This window comes from Pseudomonas citrullilanati (assembly GCF_030580855.1).
Lineage (GTDB): Bacteria > Pseudomonadota > Gammaproteobacteria > Pseudomonadales > Pseudomonadaceae > Aquipseudomonas > Aquipseudomonas citrulli.
In genome coordinates this window covers 89,287-111,930 of record NZ_JAUQOP010000011.1, presented here as the reverse complement: position 1 = coordinate 111,930, position 22,644 = coordinate 89,287, and the positions used below count along the sequence as shown (strand labels likewise).

The window sequence follows — 22,644 nt, the reverse complement described above, 5'->3', positions numbered from 1 at the left end:
TTCTCTCCTCAGGCCGCGCCTAATTACTCGAACCAGTGGGCTCGGGCGGCCATGATCAACTTGCCGGCACGATCATCGTCAATGCCGTCGATGTCGAGCAGGTCGTCAATAGACTGCTCGGCCAGGTCTTCGCGGGTAATCACGCCGCGCACCGCCAGTTCCATCGCCAAATCCTTGTCCATGCCCTCAAGCGAGAGCAGGTCTTCGGCCGGATGGGCGTCTGCCAGCTTTTCCTCAGTAGCGATGGCTTTGGTCAACAAGCGATCCTTGGCCCGAGCGCGAAGCTCGTTGACGATTTCCTCGTCAAAGCCGTCGATGTTGAGCATCTCCTCCACCGGTACGTAGGCAATCTCTTCCAGGCTGGTAAAGCCTTCATCCACCAGCACCTGCGCCAGCTCTTCATCGACTTCGAGCTCTTCGATGAAGTTGCGCAGGATGTCGCCGGTTTCAGCTTGCTGCTTAGCCTGGATGTCCGATTCGGTCATCACGTTCAGGGTCCAGCCAGTCAATTGGCTCGCCAGACGCACGTTCTGACCACCGCGACCGATGGCCTGAGCCAGATTGTCTGCGCCAACGGCGATGTCCATGGCATGGGCATCCTCGTCGACGATAATTGCCGCCACTTCAGCAGGCGACATGGCATTGATCACGAACTGAGCCGGGTTATCGTCCCACAGGACGATGTCCACGCGCTCACCGCCCAACTCGCCGGATACGGCCTGGACACGCGAACCACGCATGCCAATGCAGGCACCTTGCGGGTCGATACGCTTGTCCTTGGAGCGGACCGCGATCTTGGCACGCGAACCCGGATCACGGGAGGCGGCCATCACTTCGATCAGGCCTTCGGCGATTTCCGGCACTTCGATGCGGAACAGCTCGATCAGCATTTCCGGCGCGGTACGCGACAGGATCAGCTGCGGGCCGCGGTTCTCCGTGCGGATTTCCTTGAGCAGTGCACGCAGGCGCACGCCCACCCGGAAAGTCTCGCGGGAGATGATGTCTTCACGGGCCAGCAACGCCTCGGCGTTGTTGCCCAGGTCGACGATCACGTTGTCGCGGGTCACTTTCTTCACGGTGCCGGAGATGATTTCCCCCAGGCGCTCGCGATAGGCGTCGACCACTTGCGCGCGCTCGGCTTCGCGGACTTTCTGCACGATGACCTGCTTGGCGGTCTGTGCAGCAATGCGGCCGAACTCGATGGACTCGATCTTTTCCTCGACCACATCACCGACCTTGGCGCCCGGATGTGTTTCTGCAACCTTGCTCGGCCAGGTCTCGATAGCCGGATCGTCCAGGTCGGCTTCCTCGACGACCGTCCAGCGACGGAACGTCTCGTAGGCACCCGTGTGGCGATTGATCTCCACACGCAAATCAACTTCGTCTTCGAACCGCTTCTTGGTAGCAGTGGCCAGGGCCAGCTCCAGCGCTTCAAAAATCACGTTAGCCGGTACGCCCTTTTCATTGGATACCGACTCAACAACCAGCAGTACTTCTTTGCTCATCGTACGCCTCGCCTTTCGCAAGCCATTGGATCCGCGGGATCCGCAGTATCTGGCACGTATCAGTCAAAACTGGGAATAATGTTGGCCTTGTCGATCATATCGATCGGCAACAGGAACTCATGGTCATCTACCTGCACCACGACATCCTGTTCTTCTATACCGCGCAGAAGGCCTTGGAAGTTGCGTCGACCTTCGAAAGGCGAACGCAGCCTGATCTTCACTTGTTCACCGGCAAACGAAGCGAACTGTTCAAGGGTGAACAGGGGGCGCTCCATGCCAGGCGAGGAAACTTCAAGGGTATATTCGGAGGCGATTGGATCTTCAACATCCAGTACGCCGCTGATCTGACGGCTGACGATGGCGCAATCGTCCACCAACACGCCGCCTTCCTTATCGATATAAACGCGCAACAGTGAGTGGCGACCTTGAGCCGAAAACTCAATACCCCAGCATTCATAGCCAAGGGCCACGACCACCGGGGCCAACAAGGCCTGCAACTGTTCTAGCTTGCTCGACACCTGAACCCCCTCGTGCATGTTTGTGCATGCTGTGCAAATAAAAAAAAATGGGCGAATCGCCCATCCCTGAAACGCCGTCAAGCAACGGCGTTATAAAGTGTCCAGCTAACAAAAAGCCCCTTGGAAGGGGCCTCTGAAACTGGTTGCGGGAGCCGGATTTGAACCGACGACCTTCGGGTTATGAGCCCGACGAGCTACCAGACTGCTCCATCCCGCGACAAAGCTGGGGCGGAAGTATACGACCGATCCATGACAGGGTCAATGTAACCCTTCCACCTACAAGAAAGCCCGCAAGTGCGGGCTCTCCTGATAATTGGTACCGAGAAGGGGACTCGAACCCCTACACCCTATGGGCACAACCACCTCAAGGTTGCGTGTCTACCAATTCCACCACCTCGGCAATACAGCGCTTGAAACCTTCTTACTTCTGCTCTTGAGCTGGAGGTACGTCAGTCGCCGGATTGGCCGACTTTTGCTCTTGAAGCACCGGGACATCATCAGAAGCCGGTTGTTGCTTGGGTGCCTCCAGTACCGCTGGGTTTGGCAAACCTACTTGAGTCAGCTCGTGAGCTTTCTCTTTAGCAAAGTAACCTAACCCCAAGCTGGTCATGAAGAAACCGGCGGCAAGTATAGCAGTAAACTTACTAAGAAAGGTAGAGGAACCTTGGCTTCCGAACACAGTATTTGAAGCACCTGCACCGAAAGACGCGCCAGCATCCGCACCCTTACCCTGCTGCAGCAATACGAGGGCTACTACACCCAGCGCACCCAGCAGATGAAAAACGACTACGACTGTTTCCAGCATTTTTTCAGTTTCCCGCGGCGCGACAGATCGCACCGAACTCATCTGCATTCAGGGAAGCTCCACCAATGAGCCCCCCATCGATATCCGGCATGCCGAACAGTTCGACCGCATTGGCCGCCTTCACGCTGCCGCCGTATAGAAGCCGCACACCTCGTGCCACTTCAGAATTCTCTGCCGCCAACTGCGCGCGGATGGCGGCGTGCACATCCTGCGCCTGTTGCGGCGAAGCAGTCAGCCCGGTGCCAATGGCCCAGACCGGCTCGTAAGCGATGACTGCCTTTGCAAAAGCACCGACACCCAGGTCTTCGATGATGCTGCCCAGCTGACGCCCGACAACTTCAAGGGTCTTGCCGGCTTCACGCTGCTCGAGGGTCTCCCCCACACACAGCACCGGAGTCAGACCACACGCCTGGGCCGCTGCAAACTTGCGAATCAGGGTCTTGTCCTGCTCGCCCATGATCAGGCGACGCTCGGAGTGTCCGACCAGGACCAGGGTACAACCCGCATCCACCAGCTGACTCGGCGCGACCTCACCGGTCAACGCACCCTGCATGGATTCCACCGCAGAGTTCTGCGCGCCGACCGAAATCGACTTGCCTTTCAAGCCATCAATCACTTGATTGATATACAAGCAAGGCGGGAACACCGCGACATCAACACCGCTTGGCAAGGCCAGATGACGAAGGCCATTGATCAGCTCAGCGACGCTGGCGCGGGTACCGTGCATCTTCCAGTTACCAGCTACCATAGGGCGACGCATGCTGTACCTCGTCGGTCAAAGTGGGCGCAGATGTTACCCAACCGATTCATCACTGGCAAGCCGAATTCAGGCAGAAACTTCAGTAACCAGTTTTGCCAGCTCTTCGGCGTAGCCCCGGACCTGTGCTTCGTCCTCGCCCTCGACCATGACGCGCACCAAGGGCTCTGTACCGGACTTGCGCAGCAACACTCGCCCACGCCCCGCCATCGCCTGCGTCACGCGCTCGCTGGCCTGCTTGACCGTCGCGTGCTCGATCGGGTTGGCACCGCCACCGAAACGCACGTTGATCAGCACCTGCGGGCATTTGCGCAACGCCTGGCGCGACTGTGCGAGCCCCTCATCGCGAGCCTTGAGCGCCATCAGCACCTGCAAGGCCGCGATGATCGCATCCCCGGTGGTGGTATGGTCGAAACACACGATGTGGCCGGAATTCTCGCCACCGATCACCCAATTGCGCTCCAGCAACTCCGAGATCACGTAGCGGTCCCCCACGTTGGCCCGCACGAACGGGATATCCAGGTCCGCCAGCGCCAGCTCGAGGCCGAGATTACTCATCAACGTACCGACGACGCCGCCCTGCAGCTTGCCGCGCCCATGCAGGTCGCGGGCGATGATGAACAACAACTCGTCGCCATCGACGACCGCACCGGTGTGGTCGACCATCAGGACCCGATCGCCATCGCCATCGAAGGCGATGCCGAGATCGGCTTGCTCGGCCAGCACCGCAGCCTGCAACGCCTCGGTGTGGGTGGAGCCACAATTGTGGTTGATGTTCAGGCCGTTGGGCTGGGCGGAAAGCACCACCACTTCGGCGCCCAACTCACGAAACACGCTCGGCGCGACTTTATAGGTGGCGCCATGGGCGCAGTCGACGACGATTTTCAGGCCGGCGAAACTGGTGCCGGTCGGCACGCTGCCTTTACAGAATTCGATGTAGCGACCCGAGGCGTCGTTGATCCGCGACACCTTGCCAATCTTGCTCGACTCGACCACCGTCATCGGCGTGTCCAGCAACTCTTCGATCATCAGCTCGATGTCATCCGGCAGCTTGGTCCCCTGGCCGGAGAAGAACTTGATGCCGTTATCGTCATGGGGGTTGTGGGAGGCACTGATCACGATCCCGGCCTGGCCCTGGAACGTACGCGTCAGGTAGGCGATGGCCGGCGTCGGCATCGGGCCCAGCAGCATCACGTCAGCGCCCGCCGAGGTCAGGCCGGCTTCGAGCGCCGATTCGAACATGTAGCCGGAAATACGCGTGTCCTTGCCAACCAACACCTTGCAGGCGCCCATCTTGCGGAACGCCATGCCGGCAGCCCAGCCGAGCTTGAGCATGAAATCCGGGGTAATCGGATATTCGCCGACCCGACCACGAATACCGTCGGTGCCAAAATATTTTTTGCTCATAAGTGCTCCGTCATTCTTATTCGGCTGAATCCACAGCTGCGATCATGCGTACAACGTCCATCGTTTCGGCCACATCATGGACGCGCAATATGCGCGCGCCCTTGGTCAGGGCCAAGGCAGCCAGCGCAAGACCGCCATACAGGCGCTCCCCCACCGGTCGGCCCAAGGCATTGCCTATCATGCTCTTTCGCGACACCCCAACCAACAGGGGGCGCCCGAGCGCATGCAATGCTTGCATATGCTTGAACAGGCTCAGATTGTGATCCAGTGTCTTGGCAAAGCCAAACCCGGGATCGAGGATGATCTTCTCGGCAGGAATGCCCGCGGCGGCGCACTGGTTCAAGCGCTGGGCCAGGAATTCACCCACCTCGCGGGTCACATCATCGTAATGCGGGTCATCCTGCATGGTGCCGGGCTCGCCGAGCATGTGCATCAGGCAGACCGGCAGGCCAGTGGCCGCCGCAGCGTCCAGGGCGCCATCGCGTTGCAGTGAGCGCACATCGTTGATCAGGCCCGCCCCCAGTCGCGCCGTCTCACGCATGACCGCTGGCGTGGAGGTATCGACCGAGATAATGACATCGAGCTCGCGATGGATACGCTCGACAATCGGCGCCACTCGCTCCAGCTCCTCGGTCGGAGAGACCGCCCGCGCACCCGGCCGGGTCGATTCGCCGCCCACGTCGATCAGCGTGGCACCGGCAAGCACCATCGCTTCGGCATGACGCAACGCAGCATCGAGCTGGCTGAATCGCCCACCATCGGAAAAGGAATCGGGAGTGACATTAAGGATGCCCATGACATGCGCCTGGGCCAAATCAAGAACCCGGTTGCCGCAAGGCAACCGGGTCGAGGACTGTACAGAAGTCATTTCACGCCTTAGACATCAGCAGCCGGACCGCCAATCGGAGTTTCCGGACGCTCGCCCTGTACCGCCGGCGGCGTACCGGAAGAACCGGTACCCCCTGACCAGTCACGCGGCTCGCGAGGCACGCGACCCGCCATGATGTCGTCGATCTGCTCGGCATCGATGGTTTCGTACTTCATCAGCGCATCGGCCATGGCATCGAGCTTGTCGCGGTTGTCCGTGAGGATCTGCCGGGCAGTGCCATAGCACTGGTCGATGATGCTACGCACTTCGGAGTCGATCAGCTTGGCCGTCTCGCCGGAGAAACTTGCATTCTGGCCACCACCGCCACGGCCGAGGAACACCTCGCCCTCTTCTTCGGCATACATCAATGGCCCGAGCTTCTCGGACAAGCCCCACTTGGTGACCATGTTCCGGGCGATCTGGCTGGCACGCATGATGTCGTTGGACGCACCGGTGGTCACGCCGTCGAAGCCCAGCGTCATCTCTTCAGCGATACGACCGCCGTACAGCGAGCAGATCTGGCTGATCAGCGCACGCTTGGACAGGCTGTAACGGTCCTCTTCCGGCAGGAACATGGTCACGCCGAGGGCACGGCCACGGGGAATGATCGAGACCTTGTAGACCGGATCGTGCTCGGGCACCACGCGACCGACGATCGCATGGCCTGCCTCGTGGTACGCCGTGTTCTGCTTTTCCTTCTCGGACATGACCATGGATTTGCGCTCTGCGCCCATCATGATCTTGTCCTTGGCCAGCTCGAATTCCTTCATTTCCACCAGGCGCTTGCCCGAACGAGCGGCGAACAGCGACGCTTCGTTGACCAGGTTGGCCAGGTCGGCACCGGAGAAGCCTGGGGTACCACGGGCAATGACCGCCGGAGCAACGTCGTCACCCATGGGCACCTTGCGCATATGCACCTTGAGGATCTGTTCACGACCACGGATGTCCGGCAGACCCACCACGACCTGGCGGTCGAAGCGACCTGGACGCAACAGCGCAGGGTCCAGCACGTCAGGGCGGTTGGTAGCGGCGATCACGATGATGCCGTCGTTCATTTCGAAACCGTCCATCTCCACCAGCAACTGGTTGAGGGTCTGTTCGCGCTCGTCGTGGCCGCCACCCATGCCGGCGCCACGATGGCGACCGACGGCGTCGATCTCGTCGATGAAGATGATGCAGGGGGCGTGCTTCTTGGCTTGCTCGAACATGTCACGAACACGGCTTGCACCGACGCCCACGAACATTTCCACGAAGTCGGAACCGGAAATCGTGAAGAACGGCACCTTGGCTTCGCCGGCAATCGCCTTGGCCAGCAGGGTCTTACCGGTACCGGGTGGGCCGACCATCAGCACGCCACGCGGGATGCGGCCGCCCAGGCGCTGGAACTTGCCCGGGTCGCGCAGGAACTCGACCAGCTCGCCAACCTCTTCCTTGGCTTCGTCGCAACCCGCGACGTCGGCCAGGGTGGTTTTCACCTGGTCTTCGGAAAGCAGCCGGGCCTTGCTCTTGCCAAAGCTCATCGGGCCGCCCTTGCCTCCTCCACCGCCCTGCATCTGGCGCATGAAGAACATGAACACGGCGATGATCACCAGGATCGGGAAGCTGGCCACCAGAAGCTGGGTCCAGATGCTTTGCTGTTCAGGCTGCTTGCCTTCGACCACGACATGATTGTCCACCAGGTCGCCGATCAGGCCGTTGTCCTGGATCGCCGGACGAATGGTCTTGAAGCTGTCGCCATCGGTGCGCTTGCCGGTAATCACATAGCCATCGACGGCTACGCGCTCGACCTTGCCATCCTTGACCTGCTGGATGAAGTCGGAATAGTTGAGGGTCTGCGGCTCGTTAGGGCTGGAGAAGTTGTTCATCACGGTCACAAGGACAGCGGCGATGATCAACCACAGGATCAGATTCTTTGCCATATCGTTCAATTAACTACCCTCTGAAGCAAGCTCCGCTACTGGCGCGCGCTTCGCATGATATTCACCGGCCTAACTTACTACATTACCTACGACTTGGCAGGCGCCGTCTGTAACCCTTTGTGAAACTTTGACCGCATCATTTTCATTACACGGCGTTTTCAACGCGAGACAAAAAAATCTATCGCCCCTGTCAGAGACGCTCATCGCTGGCAGCGCCCTCGATACCGCGAAACCCCCGTGCCAGCAGGTACTGCTCGCGGGAACGGTCGCGGGACGACAAGGGTTTGCGCATCTGCACCTTGTCGAACAGCTTGCGCATGCCCTTGTGGTACTCGTCGAAGCCTTCACCCTGGAAGACCTTGATCAGGAAATCACCACCCGGACGCAGAACCCGCCCCGCCAGATCCAGGGCCAGCTCGCTGAGGAACATCGCACGGGGCATGTCGACAGCCGCCAATCCACTCATATTGGGGGCCATATCGGAAATCACAAGGTCAACCTCGGTATTTCCGACGGCTTCGAGGATTTTCGCCAACACGGCGTCCTCGGTGAAATCGCCCTGGATGAAGGTCACATCGGGGATGCCGTCCATTTCCAGGATGTCGGAAGCGATCAAGCGCCCTTGACCACCAATCAGACGACTGGTCACCTGGGACCACCCGCCCGGCGCCGCACCGAGGTCGATCACGGTCATGCCGGGGCGGATCAGGCGATCCTTTTCCTGGATCTCCAGCAATTTATAGCTGGCGCGAGAGCGATAGCCGTCCTTTTGCGCCATTTTGACGTACGGATCGTTGAAATGCTCTTTGAGCCAGTTCTGGCTAGTCTTGGAACGGGCCACGGGCCACCTCTAAAAATAAAACGGGTCGTGATTAAGTGGGCGGTCCCGGACTCGCTCGGGTAAACTGGCCGCCGCTTTTTTACAAGATCAGACGCAGGGGTCAGATTATGCCGCTCACTCAAGAGCAGAAGAAACAATACAAATCCATTGGCCACCATCTGAAACCGGTTTTGACTGTGGCTGACAACGGTTTGACTGAGGGTGTGCTCGCCGAGCTGGAACGCGCGCTGGGTGATCATGAGCTGATCAAGATCAAGCTCAACATCCTCGACCGCGAGGCCCGCCTGGCTGCCGTCGCCGAACTGTGCAAGGCCGGCAAGGCCGACCTGGTGCAGGTCATCGGCAAGATGGCGCTGATTTATCGCAAGAACTTCAGCGTCAACAAGCAACTGTCGAACGTTCACCGCTTCAAATGATGCCAAACGGTCAAGGGTGTGCCTCGCGCACCCTGCCGCTCCATCCGGGAACCGGTTGCAATACCAGCACCAGCCCGGAAAACCCCAGCACCAGGTAACTGAATACCTGCCACTGATTCGCATCCGGCCAGCCAAGCCGCACGGCAGCGAACATCCCGCACGCGTACATGGCCATGAGCAGCAATTGCCCACGAATGTCGCGCCATAGACTGGCAAGGCCCTCGGCCTGAACCAGCACCAAAGCCTGAAACACCACGCACACTGCGCAAAAACCCACCAGCAGTGCCGTCAGCATACTCGCGATTTCATCGATGAGCAGCGGTGCCAGGCCGATTCGGCCCAGCACCGGCAGCAAACCGATGTGCAACAACCAAACGCCGCCCACCCACAACATCTGGGCGAGCTGCCAGATCATGGCGCCGGCACGTAGCGGGCGCCTTCGTTCAGACGTGACGGACTTCGACAATCTCATACTCGATGACACCGCCGGGTGTCTTCACCGCCACCACATCGCCCTCTTCCTTGGCAATCAAGGCACGGGCGATAGGCGAACCGACGGAAATCTTGCCCAGCTTGATGTCAGCCTCATCCTCACCAACGATCTGGTAGGTGACACTTTCATCCGTCTCGACGTTGGCGATTTCCACGGTGGTGCCGAAGATCACCTTGCCAGTGTGGGGAATGGTCGTGACGTCGATGATCACTGCGTTCTGCAGGCGACCCTCGATATCACGAACCCGCGCCTCGACCATGCCCTGCTCTTCGCGGGCCGCATGGTATTCAGCGTTTTCCTTGAGATCTCCCAGCTCACGCGCTTCCCCGATAGCCTGGCTCAAGCGCGGGCGCTCGACCTTGGTCAGGAAAGCGTGTTCTTCCTCCAGGGCCTTGGCGCCCTGAACGGTCATCGGGTACTTGGTTATGCTCATGCCTTCAATCCTGCATGTAGATCCTGCAAGCGGCGCACGGTCTTCTCGGGACCGAACTTGAGCGCTTCGCAGATCGCTTCGCCCGCAGCAATGGTCGTGGTGCAGTAGATCTTGTGCTGCAGCGCGTTGCGACGAATGGAATAGGAGTCGGCGATCGACTGGCGGCCTTCGGTGGTGTTGATGATCAGCGTGACTTCGTCATTCTTGATCATGTCGACCACGTGCGGACGGCCCTCGGTCACCTTGTTCACGCGGCGCACTTTCAGGCCTGCGGCCTCGATCAGCTTGGCAGTACCGGCAGTGGCGACCACTTCGAAGCCCAAGTTGATCAGATCACGGGCCACGCCTGCAACCAGTGGCTTGTCGTCATCACGCACGCTGATGAATGCCGTGCCGCCGGTCGGCAACACTTCGCTGGCGCCCATCTGGGCCTTGGCGAAGGCTTCGCCGAAGGTATCGCCAACGCCCATCACTTCACCGGTGGATTTCATTTCCGGGCCGAGGATCGGGTCTACGCCAGGGAATTTGGCGAAGGGGAACACCGCCTCTTTCACGCTGTAGAAATTCGGAATGATTTCCTTGGTGAAGCCCAGTTCCTTGAGGGTTTTGCCGGCCATGACGCGCGCCGCGATCATCGCCAGGGAAACACCGATGCACTTGGAAACGAACGGCACGGTACGGGACGCGCGCGGGTTGACTTCGATGACGTAGATGTCTTCACCCTGAAGCGCCAACTGCACGTTCATCAGGCCGACAACGCCCAGTTCCAGGGCCATTTTCTTGACCTGCTCGCGCATCTCGTCCTGGATGTGGGCCGGCAGCGAGTAAGGCGGCAGCGAGCACGCGGAGTCACCGGAGTGAACACCGGCCTGTTCGATGTGCTGCATGATCGCGCCAATCACCACGTCCTTGCCGTCGCAGACCGCATCCACGTCCATTTCGATGGCGCAGTTGAGGAAGTGATCCAGCAGGACCGGGCTGTCGTTGGACACCTGGACCGCCTCGCGCAGGTAACGCTTGAGTTCTTCTTCCTGGTAGACGATTTCCATCGCACGGCCGCCCAGTACGTAGGACGGGCGCACCACCAGCGGGTAGCCGATCTTGGCCGCGGCACGAATCGCTTCGTCTTCGCTGCGCACGGTGGCGTTTGGCGGCTGGCGCAGGTTCAGGCGCTCGACCATCTGCTGGAAGCGCTCACGGTCTTCGGCACGGTCGATCGCATCCGGGCTGGTGCCGATGATCGGCACGCCTGCGGCTTCCAGTGCACGCGCCAGTTTCAGCGGGGTCTGGCCGCCGTACTGGACGATCACGCCTTTTGGCTTCTCGACACGGACGATTTCCAGCACGTCTTCCAGGGTCACCGGCTCGAAGTACAGGCGGTCGGAGGTGTCGTAGTCGGTGGACACGGTTTCCGGGTTGCAGTTGACCATGATGGTCTCGTACCCGTCGTCCCGCAAGGCCAATGCCGCATGCACGCAGCAGTAGTCGAACTCGATGCCCTGGCCGATCCGGTTGGGGCCGCCACCCAGGATCATGATCTTGTCGCGGGTCGACGGTGCGGCTTCGCACTCTTCCTCGTACGTGGAGTACAGGTACGCGGTGTCGGTGGCGAACTCGGCCGCGCAGGTGTCGACGCGCTTGTAGACCGGGAACACTTCCAGCTTGTGGCGATGGGCACGCAGGCTCTTCTCGGTCACGCCGAGCAGCTTGGCCAGGCGCTGGTCGGAGAAGCCCTTGCGCTTGAGGCGGAACATCATGTCGCGGTCGATGCTGGACATGCCCAGGGTCTTGACCTTCTCTTCGTCCTTGATCAGGTCTTCGATCTGCACCAGGAACCAAGGGTCGATCATGTTCATGCCGAAGATCTGCTCGACGGTCATGCCGGCCCGGAAGGCATCGGCCACGTACCAGATACGCTCGGCGCCTGGCACGGTCAGCTCGCGCTTGAGCTCGCTCATGCTTTCCGGGTTGCTCAGGTCCAGCTTCGGATCGAGACCGCAGACACCCACTTCCAGGCCGCGAAGGGCCTTCTGCAGGGATTCCTGGAAGGTCCGGCCGATGGCCATGACTTCACCGACCGACTTCATCTGGGTGGTCAGGCGGGCGTCGGCCTTGGCGAATTTCTCGAAGGCGAAGCGCGGCAGCTTGGTGACGACGTAGTCGATGGACGGTTCGAAGGACGCCGGGGTCTTGCCGCCGGTGATGTCGTTCGACAGCTCGTCGAGGGTGTAGCCCACGGCCAGCTTGGCCGCGACCTTGGCGATCGGGAAACCGGTGGCTTTCGAGGCCAGGGCCGACGAACGGGAGACCCGCGGGTTCATCTCGATGACCACCATGCGGCCAGTGTCCGGGCAGATGCCGAACTGGACGTTGGAGCCGCCGGTTTCCACGCCGATCTCGCGCAGGACCGCCAGGGAGGCGTTACGCAGGATTTGGTATTCCTTGTCCGTCAGGGTCTGGGCCGGGGCGACGGTGATCGAGTCGCCGGTGTGCACGCCCATCGGGTCGAAGTTCTCGATGGAGCAGACGATGATGCAGTTGTCCTTTTTGTCGCGGACCACTTCCATCTCGTACTCTTTCCAGCCGATCAGCGATTCGTCGATCAGCAGTTCCTTGGTCGGCGACAAGTCCAGGCCACGGGCGCAGATTTCTTCGAACTCTTCACGGTTGTAGGCGATGCCACCACCGGTGCCGCCCATGGTGAAGGACGGCCGGATGATGCAAGGGAAGCCCAGCTTGTCGAGGACCGCGTTGGCCTCTTCCATGCTGTGGGCGATGCCCGAGCGCGGGCATTCCAGGCCGATGGCCTTCATTGCCTTGTCGAAGCGGGAACGATCTTCGGCCTTGTCGATGGTGTCGGCGTTGGCACCGATCATTTCCACGCCGAATTTTTCCAGGACGCCTTCGCGCTCCAGGTCCAGGGCGCAGTTCAGCGCGGTCTGGCCACCCATGGTCGGCAGCAGGGCGTCAGGACGCTCCTTCTCGATGATCTTGGCCACGGTCTGCCATTTGATCGGCTCGATGTAGGTGGCGTCGGCCATGGCCGGGTCGGTCATGATGGTGGCCGGGTTGGAGTTCACCAGGATGACGCGGTAGCCCTCTTCGCGCAGGGCCTTGCAGGCCTGGGCGCCGGAGTAGTCGAATTCGCAGGCCTGGCCGATCACGATCGGGCCAGCGCCGAGAATCAGGATGCTTTTTATGTCTGTACGTTTTGGCATGGGTTTGTCACTCAAATCCGCAGGTCAGTCGGCTAGGCCGTCGAACAATCTTTGAAGCGCCCGGAGGGGCCGCCGCGCTCGGGGCCGCCCTCGGGCTTCGCGCGGTCAGCGTCGCTTGGCCATCTCGTTGATGAAGCGATCGAACAGCGGGGCCACGTCGTTCGGGCCCGGGCTCGCCTCAGGGTGTCCCTGGAAGCTGAACGCGCTCTTGTCGGTACGCTCGATGCCTTGCAGCGTGCCGTCGAACAGCGACTTGTGGATCGCCCGCACGTTGCCCGGCAGGGTCGCCTCGTCCACCGCGAAGCCGTGGTTCTGGCTGGTGATCATGACGACACCGGTGTCCAGGTCCTGCACCGGGTGGTTGGCACCGTGGTGGCCGTGGCCCATTTTCACGGTCTTGGCGCCCGAAGCGAGGGCCAGAAGCTGGTGGCCCAGGCAGATGCCGAACACCGGGATCTCGGTTTCCAGCACATCCTTGATCGCCTGGATCGCGTAGTCGCAAGGCTCGGGGTCGCCCGGGCCGTTGGACAGGAACACGCCGTCGGGCTTGAGGGCCAGGACGTCGGCGGCCGGGGTTTGCGCCGGCACCACGGTGACGCGGCAACCGCGCTCGACCAGCATGCGCAGGATGTTCAGCTTGACGCCGTAGTCGTAGGCAACCACGTGATACGGCAGTTCGGACGCGTCGATCGTCGGGTGGCTGTCGGTTTTCAGGCTCCAGACCGAGGAGCGCCACTCGTATTGCGCCTTGGTGCTGACGACTTTCGCCAGGTCCATGCCCTTGAGGCCCGGGAACCCCTGGGCGGCGGCGATGGCGGCTTCTTCGGAAATGTTGTCGCCGGCCATGATGCAGCCGTTCTGCGCGCCTTTTTCCCGCAGGATGCGCGTCAGGCGGCGCGTGTCGATACCGGCGATCGCCACGACGTTGTTGGCTTTCAGGTAGTCGGACAGGGACATCGTGTTACGCCAGTTGCTCGCTACCAGCGGCAGGTCACGGATGACCAGGCCGGCGGACCAGACACGATCGGACTCGGCATCTTCCGGCGTGGTGCCAGTGTTGCCGATGTGCGGGTAAGTCAGGGTAACGATTTGCTGGGCGTAGGAAGGATCGGTAAGAATTTCCTGATAGCCGGTCATTGCGGTGTTAAACACCACCTCACCAACGGTCTGACCGTCGGCTCCAATGGCTTCGCCGCGAAAAATGCTGCCATCAGCAAGGGCGAGTATGGCTGGCTTAGTCAAGAAGACCTCCCGTAAATAAAGCCTGAAAGGGCGATCGCAGGTTGTAAAAAAGCGGAGTGACGTATGGACACGTCACCCCGCTTCTTCACTGAATTATTCTGCGCGCTTTTAGTGGACACACTAAAGCTGTAGCTTACAGAAAAAGGCTTTTTTGGTCCACCGCTAATGAGCCTTAAAGGCAGGGGGATGCGACAGGCCGTCGCGAAGCGGTGTAAAACGGGGCCCAGTATAACGTGAACCCCGCTTCCATTGGCATCAACGCAGGTCGAGAACGTCCTGCATGTCGTACAGGCCAGGCTCGCGGCCATCGAGCCACAGCGCGGCACGCACGGCGCCCTTGGCAAAGGTCATCCGGCTCGACGCCTTGTGCGTGATCTCCAGGCGCTCGCCCTCGGTGGCGAACAGCACCGTGTGGTCACCCACCACATCACCCCCGCGCACCGTGGCAAAACCGATGGTGTCCCGCTCGCGGGCGCCGGTATGGCCCTCGCGCCCGTATACGGCCACCTTGCCCAGGTCGCGACCCAACGCATCGGCGATCACCTCGCCCATGCGCAAGGCCGTTCCCGAGGGCGCATCGATCTTGTGCCGGTGATGCGCCTCGATGATTTCGATATCCGCATCGTCACCCAGGACCCGGGCCGCCATGTCCAGCAGCTTGAGCGACAGGTTCACGCCCACGCTGAAGTTCGCCGCGAACACGATCGGAATATCCTTGCCCGCCTCGGCCAGCAGTTGCTTCTGCGCGGCGTCCAGGCCCGTGGTGCCGATCACCATCGCCTTGCCATGCTTGCGGCAGATGGCGAGGTTCTTCAGCATCACTTCAGGCAGCGTGAAGTCGATCAGGACATCGAACTCGTCGAGCACCTTTTCCAGGCCGCCGGACATCGGCACGCCAATGCGCCCGAGCGAAGCCAGCTCGCCCGCATCCGCGCCCACCAGCGTGCTGTCAGGCCGCACGATGGCCGCCGTCAGGCCGGAGAGCGGCGAGCGCTGCTGCACCGCCTCGACCAACGCCTTGCCCATGCGCCCGCCAGCGCCCATCACAGCTATACGTCGCATGCGACCTCCTTACAGATCGCCGAAGAAGCGCTTCACGCCTTCGAACCAACCGGTGGTTTTCGGGGAGTGACTGTTGTCACCCTCCAGCGAACTGCGGAACTCTTCCAGCAGCTCCCGCTGGCGCCGACTCAGGTTGACTGGCGTTTCCACCGCCACGCGGCACATCAGGTCGCCGGCGCCACCGCCGCGCACGGGCGCGACGCCCTTGCCACGAATGCGGAACTGCTTGCCGGTCTGCGTCCCCTCGGGGATCTTCAGCTTGACGCGACCGTCGAGGGTCGGGATTTCAAGCTCGCCACCCAAGGCTGCATCGACGAAGCTGATCGGCACTTCGCAGAACAGGTGCTTGCCGTCGCGCTGGAAGATCGCGTGCTCGCGCACGTTGATCACCACGTACAGGTCGCCGGTCGGGCCGCCCTGGGCACCCGCCTCGCCTTCGCCGGACAGGCGAATGCGGTCACCGGTATCGACACCGGCCGGCACCTTGACCGACAGCGTCTTGTACTCTTCGACACGCCCTTCGCCGTGGCAGGAATCGCACGGGTCGGAAATGATCTTGCCCTGGCCATGGCAACGCGGGCAGGTCTGCTGCACCGAGAAGAAGCCCTGCTGCATGCGCACCTGACCGATGCCGCCGCAGGTCGGGCACGTGACCGGCGAGGAACCCTTCTTGGCCCCCGAGCCATCGCACGGCTTGCAATTGACCAGGGTCGGCACACGGATATTGACGGTGGTACCGCGCACCGCCTCTTCCAGGTTCAGCTCCAGGGTGTAACGCAGGTCGCTGCCACGCTGGGCGCCGCCACGGGCACCGCCGCGACCGCCACCGAAGAAATCGCTGAACACGTCACCGAAGATGTCGGAGAAGTTCTGGCCGCCAAAGCCGGCACCGCCACCGCCCATGCTCGGGTCGACACCGGCATGACCATACTGGTCGTAGGCCGCGCGCTTGCTGGAATCGGACAGGACTTCGTAAGCCTCGTTGGCTTCCTTGAACAGCTCTTCAGACGCTTTATCGTCGGGATTACGATCCGGGTGGTGCTTCATCGCCAGGCGACGATAGGCCTTTTTCAGCTCTGCCTCGCTGGCCCCCCGCTCAACACCCAATATTTCGTAATAGTCACGCTTTGCCATTAGTCTTTGCACTCTTATAGGACGTTCGGCAAACCTCTCCTGAACCTTGCCAAACTCGTCGAGCCCTCACCGTAGAGGCCCAGGCCCAACCACGTCGATTCAACGATCCTGGTCTCGGGCCTTGCACGAAAAGCGCTGCGCGACCTTTCGTGCAAACCCATGTCGTTCAGCCAGGGAACCGGCCAAAACGCGGTGTCACCTGCCCGGGAAGCAGGAGCATTCCCGATCACACCGCCAGCATCCGAACGCTGTCGCATGCCGTAAAAATTCATTGGCTCCAGACACGCCAACGCGGGAGCAAGCTCCCGCGCGGCGACATCCTACCAGCCACCGCACAAACGCAGTCAACCGGCCGACCAACAAGCGATTACTTGTGGTCTTTCACTTCTTCGAACTCGGCGTCCACGACGTCGTCGGCTTTTTCGGCCGATTCGCCCTGTGCCGCCGCGCCTTCTGCAGGTTGAGCCTGCTCGGCGTACATCTTCTGGGCCACTGGCGCGGAGACCTTGGACAGCTCTTCGATCTTCGCTTCGATGGCTGCCTTGTCGTCGCCTTTCACAGCGGCTTCCAGAGCCACCACGGCCGCTTCGATCGCGGTTTTCTCTTCCGCGGTCACTTTGTCACCGGCGTCGGCGATCATCTTGCGAGTCGAGTGCACCAGGGCGTCACCCTGGTTACGGGCGCTGGCCAGCTCTTCGAACTTGCGGTCTTCCTCGGCGTTCACTTCAGCGTCGCGAACCATCTGCTGAATTTCTTCCTCGGACAGGCCGGAGTTGGCCTTGATCACGATCGACTGGGTCTTGCCGGTGGCCTTGTCCTTCGCGCCGACGTGCAGGATGCCGTTGGCGTCGATGTCGAAGGTCACTTCGATTTGTGGCACGCCACGTGGTGCTGGTGGAATCTCGGCCAGGTCGAACTTGCCCAGGGACTTGTTCTGGGCCGCTTGCTTACGCTCACCTTGCAGCACGTGAATGGTCACGGCGCTCTGGTTGTCGTCGGCCGTCGAGAACACTTGGGATTTCTTGGTAGGAATCGTGGTGTTCTTTTCGATCAGCGCGGTCATCACGCCGCCCATGGTTTCGATACCCAGGGTCAGCGGGCTGACGTCGAGCAGCAGAACGTCCTTCACGTCACCGGCCAGCACGGCACCCTGGATGGCAGCACCCATGGCCACGGCTTCGTCCGGGTTCACGTCCTTGCGTGCTTCCTTACCGAAGAAATCGGTCACCAGCTTCTGCACCAGCGGCATACGGGTCTGACCGCCGACCAGGATCACGTCGTTGATCGAGCCAACGTCGATACCGGCGTCTTTCATGGCAATGCGGCAAGGTTCGATGGTGCGCTGAACCAGGTCTTCCACCAGCGCTTCGAGCTTGGCGCGGGAGATTTTCACGTTCAAGTGCTTGGGACCGGTGGCGTCTGCGGTGATGTACGGCAGGTTCACGTCGGTCGACTGGCTCGAGGACAGTTCGATCTTGGCTTTCTCAGCGGCTTCTTTCAGGCGCTGCATCGCCAGCGGGTCACCCTTGAGGTTCATGCCGCTTTCTTTCTTGAACTCGTCGACGAGGTAGTCGATCAGGCGGATGTCGAAGTCTTCACCACCGAGGAACGTGTCGCCATTGGTTGCCAGTACTTCGAACTGGTGCTCGCCATCGACTTCAGCGATTTCGATCACGGAAACGTCGAAGGTACCGCCACCCAGGTCATAAACGATCACGGTGTGGTCGCCCTTGGCCTTGTCCATGCCGTAGGCCAGTGCCGCGGCGGTCGGTTCGTTGATGATGCGTTTTACGTCCAGGCCCGCGATACGGCCGGCGTCCTTGGTCGCCTGGCGCTGGCTATCGTTGAAATAGGCAGGAACGGTAATGACGGCCTCGGTCACCGCTTCGCCTAGGTAGTCTTCGGCGGTTTTCTTCATTTTCTTCAGGATTTCAGCCGAGATCTGTGGCGGCGCCATTTTCTGGCCGTTCACTTCAACCCAGGCGTCGCCGTTGTCAGCCTTGGCGATCTTGTAAGGCACCATCTTGATGTCTTTCTGGACGACTTCTTCGTCGAACTTGCGACCGATCAGACGCTTCACCGCGTACAGGGTGTTATGCGGATTGGTCACTGCCTGACGCTTGGCCGATTGGCCAACCAGAATTTCGCCATCGTTGGCGTACGCGATGATCGACGGCGTGGTCCGCGCGCCTTCCGCGTTTTCAATCACCTTGGCCTTGCCGTTTTCCAGCACGGAGACGCACGAGTTGGTGGTCCCCAGGTCGATACCGATAATCTTGCCCATGTTAACTCTCCCGGAACTTGGATTTGGTTGCCGCAGCAGTGGTGGCTAACTGCGGTAGCACTTAAACGCTTGACTTCTAAATGGGGCCGTTACGACCGATTTCAAGCCTGTTCGTCGATAGAAGGCGAAATCGGTGCAGGCGCCTTGCTGACCACGACCATGGCCGGGCGCAGCAGGCGGCCGTTGAGCAGGTAGCCCTTCTGGAACACCTTCAGGACACTGTTGGGCTCGACATCGGCACTTTCCTGCATCGCCATGGCCTGGTGATGCTCGGCGTTGAAGGGTTCGCCATGAGGGTCGATGGCTTCGAGCTGGTAGCGCTTGAGGGTGTCCTGGAACATCTTCAGGGTCAGCTCGATGCCTTCGCGCATCGGACGGATATTTTCGTCGTCCGGGTTCGACAGCTCCAGGCCGCGCTCCAGGCTGTCGATGATCGGCAACAGGTCGCCGGCGAAACGCTCCAGGGCGAACTTGTGGGCCTTTTCAACATCCTGCTCGGCGCGACGGCGGACATTCTGCAGGTCGGCTGCCACACGCAACGCCTGATCCTGCGCGCCGGCCAGTTGCTCTTCGAGCACTTGTACACGTGCTGCCAGCTCGTCACCCGAATCCTGGGGAGCCTGATTGGCGTCTAGATTTTGCGTATCCTGCGTCTGTTCGTCAGCCATAGATTTCTCCTTTCAATTTCGTCCGCGAGCTCGACTCGCACTTCTGCCCCGGTATATGGGGCCAGGTTTTTCAGCTTCAAGGGCCGGCCGACGAATTAACCTTACAAAAAACAGCTGCATATCCATTCCACCCAGCGCTAAGAAAACCCGCCGCTCAAGCAAATCGAGCTAAGCGAAGGCATTGTCAGGTCAAAACAAAACACTGTATAAATAACCAGACCTAACGCCTGGGAGCGGCCTTATGCTGGTGCACCTGTCCGTACACAACTACGCCATCGTCGAACACCTCGACCTCGAACTCGATCGAGGCATGAGCGTGATCACCGGTGAAACCGGTGCCGGCAAATCGATCATGCTCGATGCCCTGGGCCTGACCCTGGGTGATCGCGCCGACAACGGCGTGGTGCGCCCCGGCGCAGACAAGGCCGACATCCTGGCGACCTTCGACCTGGTCGACATCCCCGAGGCCAGCGCCTGGCTGGCCGAACGCGACCTGGACAGCGACGGCCCGTGCATCCTGCGCCGGGTCATCACGGCGGAGGGACGCTCGCGGGGCTACATCAACGGCACGCCCTGCCCACTGGGCGACCTCAAGGCCCTGGGTGAACTGCTGATCGACATCCACAGCCAGCACGAACACCAATCCCTGCTCAAGACCGACACCCATCGCCGCCTGCTCGACGAATACGCCGGCGCCACCGACCTGGCCCGCCAGGTGCAACTGGCCGCCCAGCGCTGGCGGCAGACGCGACAGGAACTGGACCGCCTGTCCAATTCCGGCGACGAGCAACGGGCGCGCCACCAGTTGCTGAGCTATCAGCTCGAAGAACTGGAGAACCTGGCCCTGGGCGAAAACGAGCTGGAGGAACTGGAGCAGGAACACAAGAACCTGACCAACGCCGAAGCCCTACTGGGCATCTGCCGCCAGGTCGTGGAGCAGTGCAGCGAAAGCGATTCCGGCAATGTGCTCAATGCACTGACGACGAGCCTGAACCGGCTCACCAGCGTGAACAATTCCGTCGGCGCCCTGAATGAAGCGACCAACCTGCTGACAAGTGCGCAGATCCAGGTCGAGGAAGCCGTCGGGGAACTGAACCGTTTCCTCGATCACTTCGATGCCGACCCCGCGCGCCTGCAGTACCTGGAAGAACGGTTGGACACCATCTATACGCTGGCGCGCAAGCACCGCGTCCAACCGACCGACGTCGTCGAACTCCAGCAGCGCCTGCTGGAAGAACTGGAAACCCTGAACGCCAACGATGAATCCATCGAGCGCCTGGGGGATGAGCTGGCGTCCTATGCCCGTCATTACCAGGAGAAGGCCAAGGAACTCAGCGACCTGCGGCACCAGGCCGCGACCGGGCTGGCCAGTGCCGTGGAACAGGAGATCCAGCGCCTGGGCATGCCAGGGGGCCGCTTCACCATCGAGCTCAAACCCAACGCCAGCGACGAACTCCAGCCCAACGGGTTGGAGCAGGTGGAACTGTTGGTCAGCGCCAACCCTGGGCAACCGCTCAAGGCCCTGGCAAAAGTCGCCTCCGGTGGCGAGCTGTCACGGATCAGCCTCGCCATCCAGGTCATCACCGCACAGACCTCACGCGTGCCGACACTGGTGTTCGACGAAGTGGACGTGGGCATCGGCGGCCCGACCGCGGAAATCGTCGGCCAGTTGCTGCGTCGACTGGGCGAACGTGGCCAGGTGCTGACGGTGACCCACTTGCCCCAGGTGGCCGCCCAAGGGCACCAACATCTATTCGTGCACAAGGTGCGTGGCGAGGATGCCACCCGGACGGCCGTGTCCAAGCTCAACAAAAACGAGCGCGTGGAAGAAGTGGCGCGGATGCTGGGGGGGATCGATCTCACCAAGGAATCCCTGGCCCACGCGAAGAAAATGGTCGTCGCCGCAAAAACCTGACACACAACCAGATAAAAGCCGCAAAGCAAGAAGGCGACCCTGGGGTCGCCTTCTTTCGTCTCGGGAGCCCTTGGGCTCAAGCAACGTGCCTACTTCTTTTTGCGCACATGCAGGACGAGGTGGTGATCGATCAGCTCGAAGCCATACTCTTCCGCAATTGCCTTTTGCAGCTTTTCGATTTCCGGACTGACGAATTCGATGACCTCGCGGGTTTCCACGTCCACCATGTGGTCGTGGTGCTCCCCATCAGCCAATTCAAAGACCGCATGACCGCCATCGAAATTGTGACGAGCCACGAGACCCGCCGCCTCGAATTGAGTCAGGACACGGTAGACCGTGGCCAGGCCAACGTCCTCGCCAGCTTCCATAAGCGCCTTGTAGACGTCTTCGGCACTCATGTGGCGTTGCTCGGCAGAATCGAGCATTTGTAGAATCTTGACCCGTGGCAGGGTCACTTTGAGGCCGGCTTTGCGTAGTTCGCTATTTTCAACCATGGTCAGCTTTCTCGCGATGCTGCTTCGCAGCTTCTCTTAATGCGGGTATGATCGGCGTTTACGTTGTCCCAGCCAAGATAGTGGAAGTCGCCCACCGATGCAAAACACCAAGCTCTTGCTAACCAGTTTCACCTTCGTGGGACTGCTCGCACTCGCCGGTTGTTCATTCCCCGGGGTTTACAAAATCGACATCCAGCAGGGCAATGTCGTCACGCAGGACATGATAGACCAGTTACGCCCGGGAATGACCCGCCGGCAAGTACGGTTTATCATGGGCAACCCCCTGCTCGCCGACACGTTCCACGCCGATCGCTGGGATTATTTGTACAGCTTGCAGCCAGGTGGTGGTGAGCGCCAACAGGAACGCATCAGCGTTATCTTCAACGGCAATGACCAACTCGTCAGCCTGTCGGGCGACTTCATGCCCGGCGTGAGCCGTGACGAGGCGATCATGGGCAAGGACAGCGGCACGACCGTCACCGACCCGACCCAGAACGCCGAGAAACCGAAACCGGAAAAACCGGCCAAGCCAGGGTCGCTGCTGGACCAGATCCAGAAGGATGTGGACAACGTCGAGACCGTACCTGTGCCGACGCCAGAACCCCTGGACACCTCGCCACAATAAATGGCGACATGAAAAAACCCGGCAATGCCGGGTTTTTTAT

At 60.7% G+C, this 22,644-nt stretch carries 20 protein-coding genes and 2 tRNA genes; 3 read left to right on the top strand and 19 right to left on the bottom strand.

All coding sequences use genetic code 11. The features are described 5' to 3' along the window. Positions 1-23: 23 nt before the first annotated feature. The 10 genes from nusA to rlmE all read right to left on the bottom strand — a co-directional run bounded on the left by nusA (position 24) and on the right by rlmE (position 8,620). Entirely contained in the window at positions 24-1,505 is a 1,482-nt protein-coding gene (nusA, locus tag Q6A48_RS10570) for a transcription termination factor NusA (RefSeq protein ID WP_003177868.1), read from the bottom strand. A gap of 59 nt (positions 1,506-1,564) precedes the next feature. Further along, positions 1,565-2,023: a ribosome maturation factor RimP gene (rimP, locus tag Q6A48_RS10565; protein ID WP_042728716.1), complete on the bottom strand. Its 459-nt coding sequence runs from the start codon at positions 2,021-2,023 to the stop codon at positions 1,565-1,567. Positions 2,024-2,163: 140 nt separating this feature from the next. Continuing rightward, positions 2,164-2,240 (bottom strand) — tRNA-Met (locus Q6A48_RS10560). 97 nt (positions 2,241-2,337) lie between these two features. After that, a tRNA-Leu gene (locus tag Q6A48_RS10555) sits at positions 2,338-2,423 on the bottom strand. Between the two features lie 21 nt (positions 2,424-2,444). Then, positions 2,445-2,828: a preprotein translocase subunit SecG gene (gene secG, locus Q6A48_RS10550; protein WP_003197714.1), complete on the bottom strand. Its 384-nt coding sequence runs from the start codon at positions 2,826-2,828 to the stop codon at positions 2,445-2,447. Positions 2,829-2,832: 4 nt separating this feature from the next. After that, positions 2,833-3,588, bottom strand: coding sequence for a triose-phosphate isomerase (tpiA, locus tag Q6A48_RS10545; protein ID WP_304554054.1), 756 nt, complete (start codon positions 3,586-3,588; stop codon positions 2,833-2,835). Positions 3,589-3,654: 66 nt separating this feature from the next. Continuing rightward, a complete protein-coding gene (gene glmM / locus Q6A48_RS10540; protein WP_304554053.1) occupies positions 3,655-4,992 on the bottom strand; it encodes a phosphoglucosamine mutase in 1,338 nt (445 codons plus the stop codon). 16 nt (positions 4,993-5,008) lie between these two features. Next, on the bottom strand, positions 5,009-5,860 hold the full coding sequence (gene folP / locus Q6A48_RS10535) for a dihydropteroate synthase (protein WP_304554052.1): 852 nt from the start codon (positions 5,858-5,860) through the stop codon (positions 5,009-5,011). An 8-nt stretch (positions 5,861-5,868) separates the two neighbouring features. Continuing rightward, the gene (gene ftsH, locus Q6A48_RS10530; protein WP_304554051.1) at positions 5,869-7,779 is read right to left on the bottom strand and encodes an ATP-dependent zinc metalloprotease FtsH; all 1,911 of its coding nucleotides are present in this window, start codon (positions 7,777-7,779) and stop codon (positions 5,869-5,871) included. 190 nt (positions 7,780-7,969) lie between these two features. After that, positions 7,970-8,620 (bottom strand): 23S rRNA (uridine(2552)-2'-O)-methyltransferase RlmE, encoded by a 651-nt coding sequence (gene rlmE, locus Q6A48_RS10525; RefSeq protein ID WP_304554050.1) that lies wholly within the window; start codon positions 8,618-8,620, stop codon positions 7,970-7,972. Between the two features lie 107 nt (positions 8,621-8,727). Here rlmE and Q6A48_RS10520 point away from each other — a divergent pair, with 107 nt between their 5' ends. After that, positions 8,728-9,036 (top strand): YhbY family RNA-binding protein, encoded by a 309-nt coding sequence (locus tag Q6A48_RS10520; RefSeq protein WP_304554049.1) that lies wholly within the window; start codon positions 8,728-8,730, stop codon positions 9,034-9,036. A gap of 10 nt (positions 9,037-9,046) precedes the next feature. Here the strand turns inward: Q6A48_RS10520 and Q6A48_RS10515 are convergent, their stop codons facing one another. The 8 genes from Q6A48_RS10515 to grpE form a co-directional block, all read right to left on the bottom strand. Beyond that, the gene (locus Q6A48_RS10515; protein WP_304554048.1) at positions 9,047-9,451 is read right to left on the bottom strand and encodes an MFS transporter; all 405 of its coding nucleotides are present in this window, start codon (positions 9,449-9,451) and stop codon (positions 9,047-9,049) included. A gap of 28 nt (positions 9,452-9,479) precedes the next feature. Further along, on the bottom strand, positions 9,480-9,956 hold the full coding sequence (gene greA, locus Q6A48_RS10510) for a transcription elongation factor GreA (RefSeq protein WP_304554066.1): 477 nt from the start codon (positions 9,954-9,956) through the stop codon (positions 9,480-9,482). A gap of 2 nt (positions 9,957-9,958) precedes the next feature. Next, entirely contained in the window at positions 9,959-13,180 is a 3,222-nt protein-coding gene (gene carB / locus Q6A48_RS10505) for a carbamoyl-phosphate synthase large subunit (RefSeq protein WP_304554047.1), read from the bottom strand. Positions 13,181-13,285: 105 nt separating this feature from the next. Continuing rightward, positions 13,286-14,422: a glutamine-hydrolyzing carbamoyl-phosphate synthase small subunit gene (gene carA, locus Q6A48_RS10500; protein ID WP_304554046.1), complete on the bottom strand. Its 1,137-nt coding sequence runs from the start codon at positions 14,420-14,422 to the stop codon at positions 13,286-13,288. Positions 14,423-14,677: 255 nt separating this feature from the next. After that, entirely contained in the window at positions 14,678-15,484 is an 807-nt protein-coding gene (gene dapB / locus Q6A48_RS10495; RefSeq protein ID WP_304554045.1) for a 4-hydroxy-tetrahydrodipicolinate reductase, read from the bottom strand. A gap of 9 nt (positions 15,485-15,493) precedes the next feature. Further along, on the bottom strand, positions 15,494-16,618 hold the full coding sequence (gene dnaJ, locus Q6A48_RS10490; RefSeq protein ID WP_304554044.1) for a molecular chaperone DnaJ: 1,125 nt from the start codon (positions 16,616-16,618) through the stop codon (positions 15,494-15,496). A gap of 367 nt (positions 16,619-16,985) precedes the next feature. Next, the gene (gene dnaK / locus Q6A48_RS10485; protein WP_256207084.1) at positions 16,986-18,938 is read right to left on the bottom strand and encodes a molecular chaperone DnaK; all 1,953 of its coding nucleotides are present in this window, start codon (positions 18,936-18,938) and stop codon (positions 16,986-16,988) included. Between the two features lie 65 nt (positions 18,939-19,003). Further along, positions 19,004-19,570, bottom strand: coding sequence for a nucleotide exchange factor GrpE (gene grpE / locus Q6A48_RS10480; protein ID WP_304554043.1), 567 nt, complete (start codon positions 19,568-19,570; stop codon positions 19,004-19,006). Positions 19,571-19,811: 241 nt separating this feature from the next. On the opposite strand from grpE, the gene recN reads away from it, so the two are divergent. Beyond that, positions 19,812-21,485: a DNA repair protein RecN gene (gene recN, locus Q6A48_RS10475; protein ID WP_304554042.1), complete on the top strand. Its 1,674-nt coding sequence runs from the start codon at positions 19,812-19,814 to the stop codon at positions 21,483-21,485. A gap of 89 nt (positions 21,486-21,574) precedes the next feature. Here the strand turns inward: recN and fur are convergent, their stop codons facing one another. Next, on the bottom strand, positions 21,575-21,979 hold the full coding sequence (gene fur / locus Q6A48_RS10470; RefSeq protein WP_304554041.1) for a ferric iron uptake transcriptional regulator: 405 nt from the start codon (positions 21,977-21,979) through the stop codon (positions 21,575-21,577). A gap of 97 nt (positions 21,980-22,076) precedes the next feature. Between fur and Q6A48_RS10465 the strand changes: the two genes are divergently transcribed. Beyond that, positions 22,077-22,604, top strand: a complete 528-nt coding sequence (locus Q6A48_RS10465) for an outer membrane protein assembly factor BamE (RefSeq protein WP_042730877.1) — start codon at positions 22,077-22,079, stop codon at positions 22,602-22,604. Positions 22,605-22,644 lie beyond the last annotated feature (40 nt).